The organism is Luteimonas galliterrae, from assembly GCF_023374055.1.
Taxonomy (GTDB): domain Bacteria; phylum Pseudomonadota; class Gammaproteobacteria; order Xanthomonadales; family Xanthomonadaceae; genus Luteimonas_C; species Luteimonas_C galliterrae.
Window position 1 is genome coordinate 1,695,920 of record NZ_JAMBEP010000001.1, and the last position, 19,294, is coordinate 1,715,213.

Annotated in this window: 15 protein-coding genes; 8 read left to right on the forward strand and 7 right to left on the reverse strand. The window is 65.2% G+C overall.

The annotated features are described in order from the left end of the window. Window positions 1–2: 2 nt before the first annotated feature. Window positions 3–878, reverse strand: coding sequence for a succinate--CoA ligase subunit alpha (gene sucD, locus M2650_RS07835; protein ID WP_249473106.1), 876 nt, complete (start codon window positions 876–878; stop codon window positions 3–5). 170 nt (window positions 879–1,048) lie between these two features. After that, entirely contained in the window at window positions 1,049–2,218 is a 1,170-nt protein-coding gene (sucC, locus tag M2650_RS07840) for an ADP-forming succinate--CoA ligase subunit beta (RefSeq protein ID WP_249473108.1), read from the reverse strand. Between the two features lie 334 nt (window positions 2,219–2,552). Between sucC and M2650_RS07845 the strand changes: the two genes are divergently transcribed. After that, a complete protein-coding gene (locus tag M2650_RS07845; RefSeq protein ID WP_249473110.1) occupies window positions 2,553–4,157 on the forward strand; it encodes a sensor histidine kinase in 1,605 nt (534 codons plus the stop codon). Window positions 4,158–4,309: 152 nt separating this feature from the next. Here M2650_RS07845 and M2650_RS07850 read toward each other — a convergent pair whose 3' ends face one another. Continuing rightward, complete coding sequence (locus M2650_RS07850) at window positions 4,310–4,804, reverse strand: REP-associated tyrosine transposase (protein ID WP_249473111.1); 495 nt, start codon at window positions 4,802–4,804, stop codon at window positions 4,310–4,312. A 247-nt stretch (window positions 4,805–5,051) separates the two neighbouring features. On the opposite strand from M2650_RS07850, the gene M2650_RS07855 reads away from it, so the two are divergent. From M2650_RS07855 to coaE, 6 genes are all read left to right on the forward strand, one after another. Further along, entirely contained in the window at window positions 5,052–6,476 is a 1,425-nt protein-coding gene (locus M2650_RS07855; RefSeq protein ID WP_249473113.1) for a sigma-54-dependent transcriptional regulator, read from the forward strand. A gap of 413 nt (window positions 6,477–6,889) precedes the next feature. Beyond that, window positions 6,890–7,312 carry a pilin gene (locus tag M2650_RS07860; RefSeq protein WP_249473115.1) on the forward strand — a complete coding sequence of 141 codons (423 nt, stop codon included), beginning with the start codon at window positions 6,890–6,892 and terminating at the stop codon, window positions 7,310–7,312. Between the two features lie 184 nt (window positions 7,313–7,496). After that, window positions 7,497–9,227: a type IV-A pilus assembly ATPase PilB gene (gene pilB, locus M2650_RS07865; RefSeq protein ID WP_249473117.1), complete on the forward strand. Its 1,731-nt coding sequence runs from the start codon at window positions 7,497–7,499 to the stop codon at window positions 9,225–9,227. Between the two features lie 5 nt (window positions 9,228–9,232). Beyond that, window positions 9,233–10,507 carry a type II secretion system F family protein gene (locus M2650_RS07870; protein WP_283254632.1) on the forward strand — a complete coding sequence of 425 codons (1,275 nt, stop codon included), beginning with the start codon at window positions 9,233–9,235 and terminating at the stop codon, window positions 10,505–10,507. 9 nt (window positions 10,508–10,516) lie between these two features. Next, the gene (locus M2650_RS07875; RefSeq protein ID WP_249473119.1) at window positions 10,517–11,383 is read left to right on the forward strand and encodes a prepilin peptidase; all 867 of its coding nucleotides are present in this window, start codon (window positions 10,517–10,519) and stop codon (window positions 11,381–11,383) included. A gap of 199 nt (window positions 11,384–11,582) precedes the next feature. Then, window positions 11,583–12,197 (forward strand): dephospho-CoA kinase, encoded by a 615-nt coding sequence (gene coaE, locus M2650_RS07880; RefSeq protein ID WP_249473121.1) that lies wholly within the window; start codon window positions 11,583–11,585, stop codon window positions 12,195–12,197. A gap of 145 nt (window positions 12,198–12,342) precedes the next feature. Here the strand turns inward: coaE and M2650_RS07885 are convergent, their stop codons facing one another. From M2650_RS07885 to M2650_RS07895, 3 genes are all read right to left on the reverse strand, one after another. Next, window positions 12,343–13,299: a Nudix family hydrolase gene (locus M2650_RS07885; protein WP_249473123.1), complete on the reverse strand. Its 957-nt coding sequence runs from the start codon at window positions 13,297–13,299 to the stop codon at window positions 12,343–12,345. Between the two features lie 122 nt (window positions 13,300–13,421). Beyond that, on the reverse strand, window positions 13,422–16,166 hold the full coding sequence (secA, locus tag M2650_RS07890; RefSeq protein WP_249473125.1) for a preprotein translocase subunit SecA: 2,745 nt from the start codon (window positions 16,164–16,166) through the stop codon (window positions 13,422–13,424). A 296-nt stretch (window positions 16,167–16,462) separates the two neighbouring features. Further along, window positions 16,463–17,350, reverse strand: coding sequence for a peptidoglycan DD-metalloendopeptidase family protein (locus M2650_RS07895; RefSeq protein WP_425602537.1), 888 nt, complete (start codon window positions 17,348–17,350; stop codon window positions 16,463–16,465). A 211-nt stretch (window positions 17,351–17,561) separates the two neighbouring features. Here M2650_RS07895 and M2650_RS07900 point away from each other — a divergent pair, with 211 nt between their 5' ends. Beyond that, a complete protein-coding gene (locus M2650_RS07900) occupies window positions 17,562–18,014 on the forward strand; it encodes a DciA family protein (RefSeq protein WP_249473127.1) in 453 nt (150 codons plus the stop codon). Between the two features lie 179 nt (window positions 18,015–18,193). Here M2650_RS07900 and lpxC read toward each other — a convergent pair whose 3' ends face one another. Continuing rightward, complete coding sequence (gene lpxC / locus M2650_RS07905; protein WP_249473130.1) at window positions 18,194–19,102, reverse strand: UDP-3-O-acyl-N-acetylglucosamine deacetylase; 909 nt, start codon at window positions 19,100–19,102, stop codon at window positions 18,194–18,196. Window positions 19,103–19,294 lie beyond the last annotated feature (192 nt).

Genomic DNA, 19,294 nt, shown 5'->3' on the forward strand with positions numbered 1-19,294 from the left:
ACTCAGCCCTTCAGGCGCTTCGCGATCGCCGCACCCAAATCGCCCGGCGACTTCACCGTAGTCACGCCCGCCTTCTCCAGCGCAGCGAACTTGCCCTCGGCCGTGCCTTTGCCGCCCGAAGCGATCGCGCCGGCGTGGCCCATGCGTTTGCCCTTGGGCGCCGAGGCGCCGGCGATGAAGCCCACCACCGGCTTGGTGACGTGTTCGGCGATGAATTCGGCCGCTTCTTCTTCGGCCGAACCGCCGATCTCGCCGACCATGATGATGCCTTCGGTCTGCGGATCGTCCTGGAACAGCCGCAGCGCGTCGATGAAGTTGGTGCCGTTGATCGGATCGCCGCCGATGCCGATGCAAGTCGACTGGCCCAGGCCCGCGTCGGTGGTCTGCTTCACGGCTTCGTAAGTCAGCGTGCCGGAACGCGAGACGATGCCGACCTTGCCGGGCATGTGGATGTGGCCCGGCATGATGCCGATCTTGCACTCGCCGGGGGTGATGACGCCCGGGCAATTCGGACCGATCAGCACCACGTCGCTATAGCCCTTCAACGTGTTCTTGACGCGCAGCATGTCCAGTACCGGGATGCCTTCGGTGATGCAGACGATGACCTTGATGCCGGCGTCGGCCGCTTCCAGGATCGCATCGGCCGCGAACGGCGGCGGCACGTAGATCACCGACGCGTCGGCGCCGGTCTCGCTGACCGCTTCGGCGACGGTGTTGAAGACCGGCAGGCCGAGATGCTCGGTACCGCCTTTGCCCGGCGTGACGCCGCCGACGACCTTGGTGCCGTAGTCGAGCATTTGCTCGGCGTGGAAGGTGCCCTGGGTGCCGGTGAAGCCCTGGACGATGACTTTCGTGTTCTTGTTGACCAATACGCTCATGAGTTTCGAATCCTTGGGTTTGTCGCCCTCTCCCTTTTACGGGAGAGGGAAAGCGCGCGTAGCGCGCAGGGAGAGGGTTCGGCTTTTAGCGACATCCATCAAAAGCCGGCCCCTCTCTCTGCTTCGCTGCGCGAAGCTGTCTCTCTCCCGCAAAGGGGAGAGAGAGAAAGTCACGCCGCTTTCTTGGCGGCCTCGACCGCTTTCTTCGCGCCGTCGTTGATATCGTCCGCCGGCGTGATCGCCAAGCCGCTGCCCTTCAACAGCGCCTTGCCTTCTTCGACGTTGGTGCCTTCCAGGCGCACGATCACCGGCACCTTCACGTCCACTTCCTTGACCGCGGCGATGATGCCTTCGGCGATCATGTCGCAGCGGACGATGCCGCCGAAGATGTTGACGAAGATCGCCTTCACGTCTTTCGACGACAGGATCAGCTTGAACGCTTCGGTCACGCGCTCCTTGGTGGCGCCGCCGCCGACGTCGAGGAAGTTCGCCGGCTCGCCGCCGTTGAGCTTGATCACGTCCATCGTCGCCATCGCCAGGCCGGCGCCGTTGACCATGCAGCCGATGTTGCCGTCCATGGTCACGTAGTTCAGGTCGTACTGGCTGGCGCGGACTTCGGTTTCGTCTTCCTGGCGGATGTCGCGCATCGCGACCAGTTCCGGATGGCGGAAGCTGGCGTTGTCGTCGGAATTGACCTTGCCGTCGAGCACGGCCAGGTCGCCGTTGGTGAGGATGGCCAGCGGATTGAGTTCCACCAGCGCCAGATCCTTCTCGTTGAACAGCTTGTACAGGCCCAGCATGATCTTGGTGAGCTGGCCGACCTGCTTGGCGTTCAAGCCCAGCGCGAAGCCCAGGTCGCGGGTCTGGTACGGCTGCAAACCCTGCACGAAATTCACGTTGAGCGTCTGGATGGCGTCCGGATTCTCTTCGGCGGTCTTCTCGATTTCCACGCCGCCGTCGCTGGAAGCGATGAAGGTGACCGACTGGCTGCCGCGATCGACCAGCACCGACAGGTACAACTCCTTGGCGATGTCGGTGGCCTGGGTGACCAGCACGCTGTCGACCGGCAACGCGACGCCGGCGGACTGGTAGGTCGCCATCTTGGTGCCGAGCATGCCCTTGGCGTATTCGCGGACCTCGTCGAAGGTCTTGGCCAGCTTGACGCCGCCGGCCTTGCCGCGGCCGCCGGCATGGATCTGCGCCTTGACGACCCAGAAGTCGCCGCCGATGGCCTTGGCGGCATCGACCGCCTCTTCCGGCGTGCGCGCGACGCGCCCGGCCGGTACCGCAATGCCGTAATCGGCAAACAACTGCTTCGCCTGGTATTCGTGGAAGTTCATGTGGGGTCCATGCAGAAAGACAGACCGCGCGCGGTATTTCGCCGGACAGGGCCGGCGGCGGGCGGCGCGGGACCCTTATTGTCGCCCAGCGTGCGGCTGCGAGGCAAAGAAGGCACGGGACGCAACGTTGCGAGCACCGCTCTTCCCTCCCCTTTGCGGGGGAGGGACAGGCCCGAAGGGCCAGGGAGAGGGGCCGGCTTTTCGCGCCAGCTATCGTAGGTCGGGCCTACGCGCCCGACGCTCGGAATTTTCGTGGCGTCGCGTCGGGGGCGTTGCCCCGACCTACCGCGCCCCTATACTCGCCCATCGCCACCCAAGGACCCCGGCCTTGCTGATGCTTCGCCGCCGAACCGCGCCCATCGATGCAGACGGCGGCCTGCGGCGCGAGCTCTATTTCTTCGGCCTGTACCGGGTGCTGGAAGCCAGCCTGCTGGCGCTGCTGGCTTTCGGCCCCACGGTGGTGCTGATCGGCCCGGTCCGCTCCCCCACCCTGGTCGCGGCGACCGCGATGGCTTATCTGGCCGCGGCCGCGCTGCTGATGATCTGGGGCCGCGACAGCGCCTCGCTGCGCGCGCCCGTCTTCGTCGGCGTCCTGATCGACATCGTGGTCGCGGCGCTGGCCACCCACGGCGCGCCGCAGGTGGCCTCTGGCATCGCGCTGATGCTGCTGTTCAACGTAGGCGCGGCTGCGCTGTTCCTGCCGCTGCGGCTGGGCCTGGGCTGCGCGGTGCTGGCCTTCGCCGCGATCCTGGGCGAACAGTTGTGGAGCCTGATCGAGACCGGCAGCGACCGGCCGCTGGCCGAGATGCTGATGTTCGGCACCAGCTACCTGGCGCTGGCCACGCTCACCAATCAGCTCGGCATCCGCATGCAGGCCAGCGAGGCGCTGGCCAGCCGGCGCGGCGCCGAAGCCGCCAACCTGGCCGAAGTCAACGAACTGATCATCCGCCGCATGCGCACCGGCGTACTGCTGGTGGATGCCGACGGCCACATCCGCCTGGCCAACGAAGCCGCGCAGTCGTTGCTGGGCGACGCCGGCGACGGCCGTCGCGTGCTGGGCGTGACCGCGCCGGAGCTGGCCCGGCGCCTGCAGCAATGGCGCGACGACGGCACTGCCGACAACACCCCGCTGCGGCTGGGCAGCGACCAGGAAGAAGTATTGCCGCGTTTCGCGCGACTGCTGGCCAACAGCGAGCAATCGCTGGTGTTCCTGGACGACACGTCGCTGCTGTCGCGCCGCGCCGAATCGATCACGCTGGCCGCGCTCGGCCGCTTTTCCGCGAGCCTGGCGCACGAGATCCGCAACCCGCTGGCCGCGATCAGCTACGCGGCGCAATTGCTGGAAGAATCCACCGACATCTCGCTGGCCGACCGGCGCATGCTGCAGATCGTGCGCCAGCAGTGCGTGCGCATGAACGGCATCGTCGAAAGCGTGCTGGGCCTGGCCCGGCGCGAACGCGCCAATCCCGAACACATCGAACTGGTCGGCCTGGTGCGGCGCTTCATCGACGACTATGCCTCGGCCCACCCGCTGGACGAGGACACACTGCAGATCAGCCACGCCTCGCCCAGCCTGATGGCCCTGGTCGACCCGCGCCACCTGCAGCAGATCCTGACCGTGCTGGTCAGCAATGCACGCACTTACGGCCGGCTGCCCGGGCAACCGGCGCGAATCACGTTGCGCGTGCATGAGGACGAAGGCGCCCCCGGCATCGATGTGCTCGACCGCGGTCCCGGCATCCCCGACGGCACGGCCGAACGCCTGTTCAGGCCGTTCTACACCACCTCCGAGCACGGCACCGGCCTGGGGCTGTACATCGCCCGCGATCTGGCCAAGGCCAACGAAGGCGGCCTGGATTACATCCGCACGCCGGGCGGCAGCTGCTTCCGCATCACCCTGCCCGGGCCGCATACGCTGCTGCCCGAAAAAACCTCGTAGGTCGGGCCCACGTGCCCGACTGCGCGACATTTCCGTGGCGTCGTGCGTCGGGGGCGTTGCCCCGACCTACGCACCCGCCTCGTAGGTCGGGCCCACGTGCCCGACGCGCGCGGCATTTCCGTGGCGTCGTGCGTCGGGGGCGTTGCCCCGACCTACCAATCGCTTCCATAGGCTCCACGCGCCCGCCAGGCCGCGAGACTCGACCATTGCCATGCGCCGGCATGCGCCACCAATCCATGCTTGACAGGATTGAAATGGATGTAATCCAAGTGACGCGCGAAATCGTCCGCATCGCGGATGATGTGGTCATAGTACCGGCGCTGCCAGAGCCGGCAAGCACCCGGCCAGCGCGCCAGGACGGCCAGCTTGAAACCGCCGACTAAGCGCGGCACGGTCACCTGTTCGGCCGGGCTCAGTAACAAGTGCAGATGATCGTCCAGCAGTACGTGCGCGTGATGCTTGAACGGGTGCCGCAGCCGTTGATCGCGCAACGCATCCAGAATCAGACGCTTGGCCGCCTCGCTGCGCAACAGCGGCTGCCGCTCATGGCAGACAAGGGTGAGGAATACCGTTTGTCCGGGCGCAAAATAACGGCGATAACGAGGCATACCGGGGGGAGCATCGAGGCGTGCGACGCCCGCGGCCATCGTCGGACCACGGGTCCCGGCGTAGGGGTTTTCCGTAGGTCGGGCCACGCGCCTACATGCGGCGTTTCGGTGGCGTCGTGCGTCGGGGGCGTTGCCCCGACCTACGCTCGGAGTACCGGGCCTCGCAAAACCCTCTGAAAAGCGCCTCGCTGCGGCAATTATGCCTGCCCACACCCGGGCCTTGGCCGTGACGGATTGAGTCGAGGGCCGCGCCCAGAGTAAGGTAGTCGCTGGTGGGAGGGGTGGAATGACCGAGCCGCGCAGCGCTTTGGTAATCGACGACGAGCGCGACATCCGCGAGTTGCTGGTATTGACGCTGGGCCGCATGGGCCTGCGCGTGGATACCGCTGCGACCGTGGCCAGCGCGCGCGAAATGCTGTCGCGCGAAAAATACGCGCTCTGCCTCACCGACATGCGCCTGCCCGACGGCTCGGGCATCGAGCTGGTGCAGGAAATCTCCAGCCGCCATCCCAATACGCCCGTGGCGATGATCACCGCCTTCGGCAATGTCGAAGCCGCGGTGGAAGCGCTCAAGGCCGGCGCCTTCGATTTCGTCGCCAAGCCGGTGGACCTGACCGTGCTGCGCGATTTGGTGCGGCACGCGCTGATGCTGGGCACGCATCGCCAGCAGATCGCCACCTCCGCCGGCCCGCGCCTGCAGGGCGATTCGCCGGCCATGATCAACCTGCGCCAGACCATCGCCAAGGTCTCGCGCAGCCAAGCGCCGGTCTACATCGTCGGCGAATCGGGCGTGGGCAAGGAACTCACCGCGCGCAGCATCCACGAGCAGAGCGCGCGCGCAGCCGCGCCGTTCGTGCCAGTGAACTGCGGCGCGATCCCGACCGAATTGATGGAAAGCGAGTTCTTCGGCCACCGCAAAGGCAGCTTCACCGGCGCCCATGCCGACAAGCCGGGCCTGTTCCAGGCGGCCGAAGGCGGCACGCTGTTCCTGGACGAAGTGGCCGAGCTGCCGCTGTCGATGCAGGTCAAGCTGCTGCGCGCGATCCAGGAGAAGTCGGTGCGCCCGGTCGGTGCCGCGGGCGAAGTGCCGGTGGACGTGCGCATCCTGTCGGCCACGCACAAGAACCTGGAAAAGCTGGTCGACGAAGGCCGCTTCCGCCACGACCTCTACTACCGCATCAACGTGATCGAGCTGAAGGTGCCGCCGCTGCGCGAGCGCCGCGACGATCTGCCCGGCCTGGCCGAATCGATCCTGCAGCGGCTGGCGATTCCGCACGGCCGCACCGCGCCATCGCTCAGCCGCGCGGCAGTGGATGCGCTGGCCGGCTATCCCTTCCCGGGCAACGTGCGCGAACTGGAAAACATCCTGGAACGCGCGATGGCGATGGCCGACGGCGACACCATCGAAGCCGACGACCTGCGCTTGCCCGCTCGCGGCGAAATCGCCGCAACGCCGCCTTCGCCGGCCATGCCCGCAACGGCGGCGACGCCCGAAACCCCCTCGCTATCCGACCCGCGCTTCGATCCCCGCAGGATGGATCCCGGCGACACCGCCGGCAGCGCATTGCCGATGTACATCGAACAGATGGAACGCGCCGCGATCGAGAAGGCGCTGCAGGACCATCGCTACAACAAGACCAAGACCGCGGCGGCGCTGGGCATCACGTTCCGGGCGTTGCGGTACAAGTTGAAGAAACTCGGCATCGACTAGCATCGCGACGAGTTTCTTCGCGCGGGCATCGATGGAGAACGCCTGCATTTTTATATTCTGTTTCTTTGATTGCTGCGCCTGCAAAGAGTGCGATCAGCGATGTCGAACGCATGCGCCTGCGCCGCGCATTTACCTCCGTGAAAAAGGCCAAATCTGACAAAGCCGCAGGGGTCGCAACACAAAGTGACGTTACGCGTCAGTTTCTGCCCAACGCCTTCGTTACCGGGCCAACATTCCGCTCGTGGCCGCAGTCACACTTCCCGACATGCACCACGCAGGTACGCCATTTGGCACGCCTTCTGCGTATTATCCAGTGCACGTGCGGCGTCGCACGGCTGCCCAACGGACCGGTCCGGCACAGTCGGCCCTACGCGGCACGTGAAGTTTTCATCACTCCTAGGGGATACACACAGATGAAGAACCAACAGGGCTTTACCTTGATCGAACTGATGATCGTCATCGCGATCATCGCCATCCTGGCCGCCATCGCTCTGCCGGCTTACCAGGACTACACCACTCGCGCCAAGGTCAGCGAAGCCATCGTGATGGCCGCGCCTGCCAAGCTCGCTGTGGCCGAAACCGCTTCTTCGCTGGGCGGCCTGGCCAATGTGACCGCTGCCAATTCCGGATACACCTTCCCGGGCGATACCGACTACGTTTCGGACATTGTCATCACGGACGCTACCGGCGTTGTCACGGTAACCTCGACCGTTCCTAACGCGGCAGGCTCCGTCACCCTTGCCCCGGCCGAAGTGGCTGCCGGCACTGGTCAGTTGACCTGGGTTTGCTCGTCTCCGGACATCGACGACAAGTTCCTGCCGGCTAACTGCCGCTGATTCAGTTAAGTTCGCAGCGCAAAGGACCCCGGCATTGCCGGGGTCTTTTTTTGCCTGGTCAGCTTGCGGCTTGCCCAGCAGCCCTAAGCAAGGAGCCTGGCCCTAGACTTGCGACTGAATACTGTGTAGGCATCGCCTTTTTACAGTAAAGTCTGCATGCCGGCCTGGGGAGGGCCGGAACACAATGAACGCAGTCTCCACTGCCAATCTTCTGGGCATTACCGGCATCGCTCGGCGCCTGGTCATGGACGGCGCCCTAGGGGAAGCGGAGGCGCGGTCGGCGTTGGATGCCGCAACCCGCGAAAGGAAGCAGATCGCGGCCTACCTGACCGAGAACAAACTCGTCACGGCGCCGCAGATGGCCGCCGCCAACTCGATCGAGTTCGGCATGCCTCTGTTCGACCCGTCGGTCATGGATGCGAGCCAGAACGCATTGAAACTGGTCAAGGAAGACTTGATCACCAAGCACCACGTGCTGCCCTTGTTCAAGCGCGGCAATCGGCTGTTCGTCGGCACGGCCGATCCCACCAATAGCCGCGCGCTCGACGAGATCAAATTCAACTCCAACCTCACCGTCGAACCGATCCTGGTCGACGCGGACACGATCCGCCGCACGCTTGAACAGTGGCTGGACATGAACGACACGCTGGCCGATATGACCAGCGACACCGACGGCCTGGAAACGCTGGATGTCGGCGGCAGCGACGACGACCTCGCTGCGGTAGGCGACAGCGGCGTCGATGCTGGTGGAGACGACACGCCGGTAGTGAAGTTCATCAACAAGGTATTGGTGGACGCCATCAAACGCGGCGCGTCGGACATACATTTCGAGCCTTACGAGACCGAATACCGGGTGCGCCAACGCATCGACGGCATCCTCAAGACCGTGGCGAAGCTGCCGGTCAAGCTCAATGCCCGCGTGGCCGCGCGCCTGAAGGTGATGGCGCAGCTTGATATCGCGGAAAAGCGCGTGCCCCAGGACGGCCGCATCAAGCTCAACCTTTCCAAGACGAAGCAGATCGATTTCCGCACCAGCACGTTGCCGACCCTGTTCGGCGAAAAAGTCGTGCTGCGCGTACTCGATAGTTCGGCCGCCAAGCTCGGCATCGAGAAGCTGGGCTACGAAGAGGACCAGAAGAAGCTCTTCCTCGATGCGGTGCAGAAGCCTTACGGCATGGTGCTGGTGACAGGCCCGACGGGTTCGGGCAAGACGGTCTCGCTCTATACGGCGTTGAATATCCTCAACGACGAGATGCGCAACATCTCCACGGTCGAAGACCCCGTCGAAATCCGCGTGCCCGGCATCAACCAGGTGCAGATGAATGTGAAGCGCGGCATGACGTTTGCCGCTGCACTGCGCAGCTTCCTGCGCCAGGATCCGGACGTGATCATGGTCGGCGAAATCCGCGATCTGGAAACGGCCGAGATCGCCATCAAGGCGGCCCAGACCGGCCACATGGTGCTGTCCACCCTCCACACCAACGATGCTCCGCAGACTATCGCCCGCCTGATGAACATGGGCGTCGCGCCGTACAACATCACCAGTTCGGTCAGCCTGGTTATCGCCCAGCGCCTGGCCCGGCGCCTCCACGACTGCAAACGCCAGGTCCACCTCCCGGACCATGCCCTGCTGGCCGAGGGCTTCACCCCGGACGAAGTCCACGAAGGCATCACAATTTACGAAGCCGTCGGTTGCAGCGAGTGCACCGAGGGTTATAAAGGGCGGATGGGCATCTACCAGGTGATGCCGATGTCGGAAGAGATCCAGGGGATCGTGCTGGAAGGGGGAAATGCCATGGCGATCGCCGAAGTGGCGCAGAGGGCCGGTATCCGGGACCTGCGCAGGTCGGCCCTGCTCAAAGTTAAGAACGGGCTTACCAGCCTTGCCGAAATCAACCGCGTGACCAAGGATTAACCGCTATGGCCGTCAGCAAGAGCGCCATCAAAAAGACCGCAGCCAAGCCGCAGACGCGCACCCGTACGTTGGATGCGCTCCAAACATTCGTGTGGCAGGGCGTCGATAAGCGCGGCACCACGATGAAGGGTGAACAGCAGGCCAAGAACGCCAACCTGCTTCGCGCGGAGCTACGCCGGCAAGGCATCACGCCCAGGATAGTCAAACCGAAGCCCAAGCCACTCTTCGGCAGCGCGGGACGCAAGATTTCGGCGAAAGAGATCGCGATTTTCGCCCGCCAGTTGGCGACCATGATGAAATCCGGCGTGCCCATCGTGCAGGCGCTCGAAATCATCGCCGGCGGCCAGAAGAATCCGAAAATGCAGGCCATGGTCGATGGATTGCGCGCGGATATCGCAGGCGGCTCCACGATCTACGAAGCAATGAGCAAGTACCCGGTGCAGTTCGACGAACTGTTCCGTAACTTGGTCCGTGCAGGCGAAAGCGCGGGCGTGCTCGAAACGGTGCTGGACACCATCGCCACCTACAAGGAAAACACGGAAACCCTCAAGGGGAAGATCAAGAAGGCGTTGTTCTATCCCACAATGGTGATCGCGGTAGCGATAATCGTCAGCGCGATCCTTTTGATCTTCGTGGTTCCGCAGTTCGAAGCCGTATTCAAGAACTTCGGCGCGGAATTGCCCGCGTTTACGCAAATCATCGTCAACGCGTCGCGATTCTTGGTCTCTTGGTGGTGGCTGGTCCTTATCTTTCTGGTCGGCAGCATCCTCGGCGTCATCTTCATGTTCAAGCGCTCGCCGCGATTCCAGCATTTTGTGGATAAATTGATCCTCAAGATTCCGGTGATCGGCCAGATCATGCACAACGCCGCGATCGCACGTTTCGCACGGACGCTGGCGACCACGTTCAAGGCCGGCGTGCCTCTGGTCGAAGCGTTGGAGACCGTGGCCGGCGCCACCGGCAACACGGTGTACGAGCAGGCGGTCAAGCGCATCCGCGACGACGTGTCCGTCGGCTATCAGGTCAACATGGCCATGAAGCAGGTGAACCTGTTTCCGCATATGGTGGTGCAGATGGCGGCGATCGGCGAAGAGGCCGGCGCGTTCGATACGATGATGTTCAAGGTCGCCGAGTTCTACGAGCAGGAAGTCAATAACGCCGTGGACGCGCTGGCCAGCCTGATCGAGCCCATGATCATGGTCTTCATCGGCGTCATCGTCGGCGGCATGGTGATCGGCATGTACCTGCCGATCTTCAAGCTGGCGGCCGTGGTCGGCTAATCTAGACGGATGGCCTTCCTCGACCAGAATCCCGGCCTCGGCTATCCCGCCGCGGCCGGACTAGGGCTGCTGCTGGGCAGCTTCCTCAACGTGGTGATCCTGCGGCTGCCCAAGCGGCTGGAGTGGCAGTGGAAGCGCGACAGCCGCGAGGTGCTCGGCGAGCCGGATCTTTACGACCCGCCACCGCCGGGGATCGTGGTGGAACGCTCGCACGACCCGGACACCGGCCATCCGCTGGCCTGGTGGGAAAACATCCCGGTGCTGAGCTACGTGATGCTGCGCGGCCGTTCGCGCTACAGCGGCAAGCGCATCTCGCTGCAGTACCCGCTGGTGGAACTGCTGACGATGGCGCTGACGCTGTGCTGCGTGTGGCGCTTCGGCTTCGGTTGGCAGGGCTTCGGCGCGATCCTGTTCACCTGTTTCCTGATCGCGCTTTCCGGCGTCGATTTGCGCACGCAGTTGTTGCCCGACCAGCTCACCCTGCCCTTGCTGTGGCTGGGGCTGATCGCAGCGGTGGAAAACCTCTACATCGGCCAGAAGGCGGCGCTGCTGGGCGTGATGGCCGGCTACGCGAGCCTGTGGGCGGTGTGGTGGCTGTTCAAGCAGCTGACCGGCAAGGAAGGCATGGGCCACGGCGATTTCAAGCTGCTGGCAGCGCTGGGCGCGTGGGTGGGCTTGAACGGCATCTTGCCGATCATCCTGCTGTCTTCGGTGGTGGGCGCCGTCGTCGGCTCGGTCTGGCTGGCCATGAAGGGCCGCGACAAGGCCACGCCGATCCCGTTCGGGCCTTATCTGGCGATCGCAGGCTGGATCGTGTTCTTCTGGGGCAAGGATATCGTCGATGCGTATCTGCGCTATTCCGGCCTGAAGCCGTAGATTTTTCCCTCTCCCCTCTGCGGGAGAGGGACAGGCCGAAGGCCAGCCAGGGAGAGGGGCCGGCTTTTCGCGCCGTCTGACAGCGAGAGCAAAAGCACGCTTCGCTACGCTCGCGCTCCCCTCTCCTGCCCTTCGGGCATCCTCCCCCGCAAGGGGGGAGGGAACAGCAGATGCTCGCGCTAAAGGGGACAATGGACGCATGAGCGAATTCCTCATCGGACTGACCGGCGGCGTCGCCTCCGGCAAGAGCGAGGTGACGCGGCGCTTCGAAGCCCTCGGCGTCGTGGTGGCCGATGCCGATGTCGCCGCGCGCGAAGCGGTCGCCGTCGGCTCGCGGGGCCTGGCCGAAGTGGTGGCGGCCTTCGGCGCCGGCATGCTCGGGGCCGACGGAGCGCTCGACCGCGCAGCGATGCGCCGGCATGTGTTCGCGGATGCGGATGCGCGCAAGCGGCTGGAAACGATCGTGCACCCGCGCGTGCGGGCGATGTTGAAAGCGGCGTGCGAAGCGGCGCCGGGGCCTTATGCCATCGCGGCGATCCCGTTGCTGACCGAAGGCGGCGGAAAGCAGACCTATCCGTGGCTGGACCGCATCCTGGCGATCGACGTGCCGCGCGAGACGCAACTGCACCGGTTGATGCAGCGCGACGGCATCGATGCCGCGCTGGCCGAGAAGATGCTGGCCACCCAGGCCACCCGCGGGCAGCGTTTGGCGATTGCGGACGACGTCATCGTCAATGACGGGCCGCTGGACGCGCTGGACGCGCAGGTCGCGGCGCTGGATGAGCGTTATCGCGCGTTGGCGGCAGCTGCATAGAAACAGTTACGTTCGCACGCACTTCATGCCGTCATCCCGAGCGCAACGAGGGACTTGCTTGTTTCCTCGCATCGCGATCAGCAGGTCCCTCGCTGCGCTCGGGATGGCGGTAAAAGCTCGCGACTGAAGCCGCTCCCACAAAAACTCAGGACCACAAACCGCGGATGGCGGCGATGCCCTGCGCACCGTAGCTGCGAGCCTCGGCCAGATCGGCCGGACCCAGACCGCCGATGGCGTACAACGGCAGCGAGACCTGCTCGCGCAGCGCGGCAAAGGCCTGCCAGCCGATGCCGGCCGCATCCGGATGCGTCGGCGTCGGCTTCAGCGGGCCGACCACCGCGAAATCGCACTGCAGGGTTTCGGCTGCGCGGAGTTCTTCGGCATCGTGGCAGGACGCAGCCACCGTCGCGCCCGCGGGCAACGGTCGCTCCCGCAATGCGCGCAACTGCGCGGCACGCAGATGCACGCCGGCCTGCAACTCGGCGGCCAGCGCGGGATCGCCGTTGATCAGCGCTTCGGCCTTGGCCTTGCGGCATAGCGTCACCGCCTTGGCGAATAGCCGGCGCCTGCGCGCCGGTTCGATGTCCGGCGCGCGCAACTGCACCCGGCGCACGCCGGCGGCGAGCGCGCGCTGCAGCGCGTCGAGCCAGGCTTTGTCGTCGTCGCCGGGCGAAGGCGTGACCAGATAGGTATCCGGTTGCAGCAATGCCGCGACTACCGGGCGGTCGGCGGGCGGCATCGCATAGCTGGCCAGCTTCTGCGGCGGCACCCAGGCCAGGGCCTGGCCGTCGAGCCCTTTCGGCGCGCCGCCGCGCCATGAATCGATGCGGCGCACGTCCAGCCGCAGGCGTTTGTGCGGATATTGCTGCGGCACCGCGATCAGCGGCGCGCCGACTTCGGCCTGGATGCCGAGCTCTTCGTACAGCTCGCGGATCAGCGCGGCTTCGGGCGATTCGCCCGGCTCGCATTTGCCGCCCGGGAATTCCCACAGGCCGGCCAGGTCGCGGCCGTCGGTGCGTCGCGCCAGCAGGATGCGGCCGCGGGCGTCGGCGATGACGCCGGCGACGACTTCGACGATGGAAGCGTCTTCAGCGCTTCGCATCGCGGGCGCCGAAGGGATGAGGGCACACGATCTTCAAGACCGCCGCGCAGGCTTGAAGTCTCACCGCTTCGGGCTTGCCCTCACCCCGGCCCTCTCCCGCAAGCGGGAGAGGGGGAAGAGCTTCAGGCCAACTGCCCATGGCAATGCTTGAATTTCTTGCCGCTGCCGCACGGGCAAGGATCGTTGCGGCCGACCTTGGGACCGCTGGCGCGTTCGACCGACAATTCGGGGAGCGCACCCGAGCGCTGCTCGGCGGCGGCTTCCTCGTCGGCGCCGTAGCCGCCCACTTCCTGGTGCTGGAACTGCAGCTGTTGCGCGATCGCCGCGGCCTGGCGGCGTTCTTCGGCTTCCAGCGCGGCCACTTCTTCCTCGGTGCGGATGCGCACGCGCGCCAGCAGCGCGATCACTTCGCGCTTCACCTTGTCCAGCATCTCGCTGAACAACTGGAACGCCTCGCGCTTGTACTCCTGCTTGGGCTGTTTCTGCGCGTATCCGCGCAGGTGGATGCCCTGGCGCAGGTAGTCCATGCGCGCCAAATGCTCTTTCCAGTTCTGGTCGAGCACGTTGAGCATGATGTGGCGCTCGAGCATGCGCATGGTCTCGCCGCCGACCTGCGCTTCCTTGTCGGTGAAGTGCTTGACGACCGCTTCCTGCACGTAGGCGGTCAGCTGCTCGCTGTCCATCTCCCGCTTTTCCTCAAGCAGGCGGACCAGCGGCAGCTGCAGGCCAAACTCGTTGCTCAGCTCGGCTTCCAGGCCCGGCAGGTCCCACTGTTCGTCGATCGAGTTCAGCGGTACGAAGCGTTGCACCACGTCGGCGACCACGTCTTCGCGGATGCCGACGATGTTCTCGTTGACCGACTCGGCTTCCAGCAGTTCGTCGCGCTGCTGGTAGATCACCTTGCGCTGGTCGTTGTTGACGTCGTCGAAGTCGAGCAGGTTCTTGCGGATGTCGAAGTTGTGCGCCTCGACCTTGCGCTGCGCATTGGCGATCTGCTTGGTCACCAACGGGCTTTCGATGATGTCGTCTTCCTTCAGGCCCATCCGCGCCATCATCCGCTGCACCCAGTCGGCGGCGAAGATGCGCATCAGGTTGTCTTCCAGCGACAGGTAGAAGCGGGACGAGCCCGGGTCGCCCTGGCGGCCGGAGCGGCCGCGCAGCTGGTTGTCGATGCGGCGCGACTCGTGGCGTTCGGTGCCGACGATGTGCAGGCCGCCGGCGGCCTTGACCGCGTCGTGGCGCTGCTGCCATTCGGATTTCACGCGGGCGCGGGTGATTTCGTCGAGTTCCCCGCCGGCCTGCGCTTCGAGCGCGGCGAGTTCGGCTTCGAGCGAACCGCCGAGCACGATGTCGGTGCCGCGGCCGGCCATGTTGGTGGCGATGGTGACCGCGCCGGGGCGTCCGGCCTGGGCGACGATGTGGGCTTCGCGCTCGTGCTGCTTGGCGTTGAGCACTTCGTGCGGCACGCCGGCTTCCTGCAGTTGTTCGGACAGCATCTCCGAGACTTCGATCGAGGTCGTGCCGACCAGCACCGGCTGCTGGCGCGCGTGCGCTTCCTTGATTTCGTTGACCACCGCGCGGTACTTGCCGGCGCGGTTGAGGAACACCTGGTCCGAATGGTCCTTGCGGATCATCGGCTTGTTGGTGGGGATGACGATCACTTCCAGGCCGTAGATGTTCTGGAATTCGAACGCTTCGGTGTCCGCGGTGCCGGTCATGCCCGACAGCTTGTTGTACATGCGGAACAGGTTCTGGAAGGTGATGCTGGCCAGCGTCTGGTTCTCGCGCTGGACGTTGACCTTTTCCTTGGCCTCGACCGCCTGGTGCAGGCCGTCGGACCAGCGCCGGCCCGGCAGGGTGCGGCCGGTGAATTCGTCGACGATGATCACTTCGCCGTCGCGGACGATGTAATCGACGTCGCGCTGGTAGATGCCGTGCGCGCGCAACGCCGCGTTGAGATGGTGCACCACGTGGATGTTGTGCGCGTCGTACAGGCCGTCGTCGCCGAGCACGCCGGCGCCGCGCAGCAGGTCTTCGGCGTGTTCCTGGCCCTGTTCGGACAGATGCACCTGCTTGCCCTTCTCGTCGACCCAGTAGTCGCCGTCGCCGTCCTCGGTCTTCTGCCGGGTCAGGCGCGGCACGATGGCGTCGACCTTGTGGTACAGCTCGGGCGATTCGTCGGCCGGGCCGGAGATGATCAGCGGCGTGCGCGCTTCGTCGATCAGGATCGAGTCGACTTCGTCGACGATCGCGTAGTTCAAACCGCGCTGGAAACGGTCTTCCTTGGCCAGCGCCATGTTGTCGCGCAGGTAGTCGAAGCCGAATTCGTTGTTGGTGCCGTAGGTGATGTCGCTGGCGTAGGCCGCGCCCTTGTCCGAATGCGGCATGCCCGGGTAGACCACGCCGACCGACAGCCCCAGCCAGTTGTACAGCTTGCCCATCCAGGCCGAGTCGCGGCGCGCCAGGTAGTCGTTGACGGTGACCACGTGCACGCCCTTGCCGGCCAGCGCGTTGAGGTAGACCGGCAACGTGGCGACCAGCGTCTTGCCCTCGCCGGTGCGCATTTCGGCGATCTTGCCCAGGTGCAGGACCATGCCGCCGATCAGCTGCACGTCGTAATGGCGCATGCCGAGCACGCGCTTGGACGCTTCGCGGCAGACCGCGAACGCTTCGGGCAGCAGCTTGTCCAGCGACTCGCCGTCGGCGACGCGCTTCTGGAATTCGGGGGTCTTGGCTTGCAGTTGCTCGTCGCTGAGCTTCTGCATGTCGGGTTCGAGGGCGTTGACCTTGGCGACGACGCGGTCGAGCTGGCGCAGCAGGCGGTCGTTGCGGCTGCCGAAAACGCGGGTGAGCAGGCTGTTGAGCATGGTTTGACCGGATCAAGGGGTGAACGCCGCGCCGGGCGCGGCGATCGGGCTGGGCCCGAAAACAGAAAAGGGCGCTGGGCGCCCTTTTTGGCAACGCGCATTGTAGCTTGGGGTCGCCGGGGGTGGTTACAAGGCTTTTCCCTTCTCCCGCTTGCGGGAGAAGGTGGCGCGAAGCGCCGGATGAGGGCGCGCGGAGTTTCAGATCGCGTCAAGCCCTTCCCGGCCACCATCAAAATGCGCTATTCCGCGCGCCCTCACCCCAGCCCTCTCCCGCTTCGCAGGAGAGGGAGCAAAGCTCAGCCCCGCTTGAGGCCGTTGCCCTGCTCGCCCAGGAACTTGCGGGGGTTGACGACAGCGCCGTTCTGCCACACTTCCAGATGCACGTGGGCGCCGGTGGAACGGCCCGTGGAACCGGCCTTGGCGATGGTCTGCCCGGCCCGCGCCAGGTCGCCGACCTTCAGCAGCAACTTGGAGTTGTGGGCGTAACGGGTGACGTAACCGTTGCCGTGGTCGATCTCGATCACATTGCCGTAGCCCGAGCGCACGCCCGAATAGCTCACCACGCCATCGGCCACCGCGGTCACCGGATCGCCGACATTGGCCTTGAAATCGATGCCCTTGTGGTACTGGCTGCCGCCGCCGAACGGATCGGCGCGGCCGCCGAAGCCGGAGGTGATGTAGGTGTTGGCGATCGGCATACGCGACGGCACCGCGTTCTGGTCGAGCTGCCGGTTGAACAGCAGCGACTCAAGCAGGGTCAGCTGGCCACCGGAGGACTGCAGCTGCGCCTGCAACTGGTCCAGGCCGTCGTGCAGCTCGCCGGGCTTCATGTCGCGGACCGGGCCGGCGCCGCCGACGCCGACCGGCTTGTCGAAATCGAATTCGCCGTCCTGCAACTGACCGATACGGGTCAGGCGCTCGCCCAGCGCATTCAGACGATTGGCTTCGGCCTGCAGTTCGGCCAGGCGCGCGGCCATGGCGTTCACTTCCTGCTTGGCGTGGGTGCGGACCTGATCGAACTGCGCCTGCTGGCTGTCGAGCTTGGCCTGCAGCTGATCGACTTCGATGCTGCCGATGCCGGTGCGGGCGCCTGCGCCGGCAGCGATGCCGATGGAGGCCAATACGATCGCGGCCAAGCCGGGACGGAAGGAGATGAAATCGCGCGTGCGATAGGGCAGGTCCATCACCCAGTAACGCGCATTGTTCAAATAGTCAGTAAAGGTCATCGAATTCGAAGCATCCATCTCAAAGACTCCGCCAGCAAAGAAGTTACCGCTGCCCCTGTTGCGCTTCTGTAAGACGGGAATCCAAAAAAATCCGGCCGTGTGGGTACACTGCCTGCGTTGTGAAACTGCCTTCTGCCACTCGTTCTTCTTCGACCCACCCAGGACCCGCATGACCGGCCCCGGATCCCGCGACGACCGCGGTTCGGCGCCCCAGCCCGCGCTGAACGCGCTGCTGGCGGGCCCGGCCGGCGATCCCGTGCGTCGAGCCCTGTGGCTGGATGCCCTGGATCAGCGCCTTCGGCCCTGTCTGCCCTCCGAATTGGCCGCGCATGTGCGGCTGGCCAATGTCGACCCGGATGGCAAACTGGTCTTGCTCGCCGAGGCCCCGGTTTGGGCGGCCAAACTCCGGCTTGCGGCTGCCGAAGTGCTCGACGCTGCCCGGTCCCTCGGGCTCGGTGCGACCGGCCTTGTCGTTAAAACGACGACTAACCCGTTGATTGATAAGCCATCACGGGTGGAAAAGACGGTCAAACCGATGTCGACGGCCTCGCGTGACGCCCTGCGAGCCGCCTTGGATTCCCTGCAAGATCCCGACTCCGCGGAACCTGGAGAACGCTCCTGATTGGCCGGGTGCGGCGACTGATCCCGTTTCCCCACTGGGACGCACCGCCCGACCAGCCGGCATGGTACCCAGCCCGCCCGCCCGATTCGTTAATATCCGGGAAGAAAAAAGTTAAATGAACGTACGCGCTTCACAATCCGCTCACGTGGATGAGCGGTTCAGCGGAAGCGACAGGCGGCTCAGGCGTGGGCCAGCTCGCCGTAGAGGGGAGGCGCGACCGATCGGTCGGGATAGGTGACCACTTCCCAGGCGGCGGCATCGGCCTGCAGGGCCCGGACCAACTTGTTGTTGAGGGCGTGGCCGGATTTGTAGCCTTCGTAGGCGCCGATGATGGCGTGGCCGGCCAGGTACAGGTCGCCGACCGCGTCCAGGATCTTGTGGCGCACGAATTCGTCGGCGTAACGCAGGCCGTCGTCGTTCAACACCCGGAATTCGTCCAGCACGATGGCGTTGTCCATCGAGCCGCCCAGGCCGAGGTTGCGCTCGCGCATGAATTCCAGATCCCGCATGAAACCGAAGGTACGGGCGCGGCTGACTTCCTGGATATAGGCCATGGTCGAGAAATCCAGCTCGGCGTGCGACTGCGCGGCCGGGATCATCGGATGGTCGAATTCGATGGTGAAGCCGAGCTTGTAGCCTTCGTACGGCGTGAAGCGCGCCAGCTTGTCGCCTTCGCGCACTTCCACCGGACGCTTGATGCGGATGAAGCGTTTGGGGGCGTCCTGTTCGACGATGCCCGCCGATTGCAGCAGGAACACGAACGGACCGGCCGAGCCGTCCATGATCGGCAGCTCGGCCGACGACAGCTCGACATAGACATTGTCCACGCCCAGGCCGGCCAGGGCCGACATCAGGTGTTCGACGGTCTGCACCTTGGCGCCTTCGCGGGCCAGGCCGGTGCACAGCGTGGTCTCGTTGACCAGATCGGCGGCGGCCGGAATCTCGACCACAGGGCTCAAATCCACGCGACGGAACACGACACCGGCATCGGCCGGGGCCGGACGCAGGGTGAGATAAACCTTCTCGCCGCTGTGCAGGCCCACGCCGGTGGCGCGAATGACATTTTTAAGGGTGCGTTGACGCAGCATAGGTCGGGGGCGGAGCCTTGCGCTGACGTTGTTGTTATGGGGCGCAGCGGACAGCGTATCGCTGCGGCCTGCCGGCCTGAGGATAGCCCGGCCGCAAGGCCAAGGAGATTAACACGCCGTTAGCTGAACCTGAACGGAAGGCCGCTTTTTGTGGGAGCGGCTTTAGCCGCGAGCTTTTAGCCGGCCGGTGTT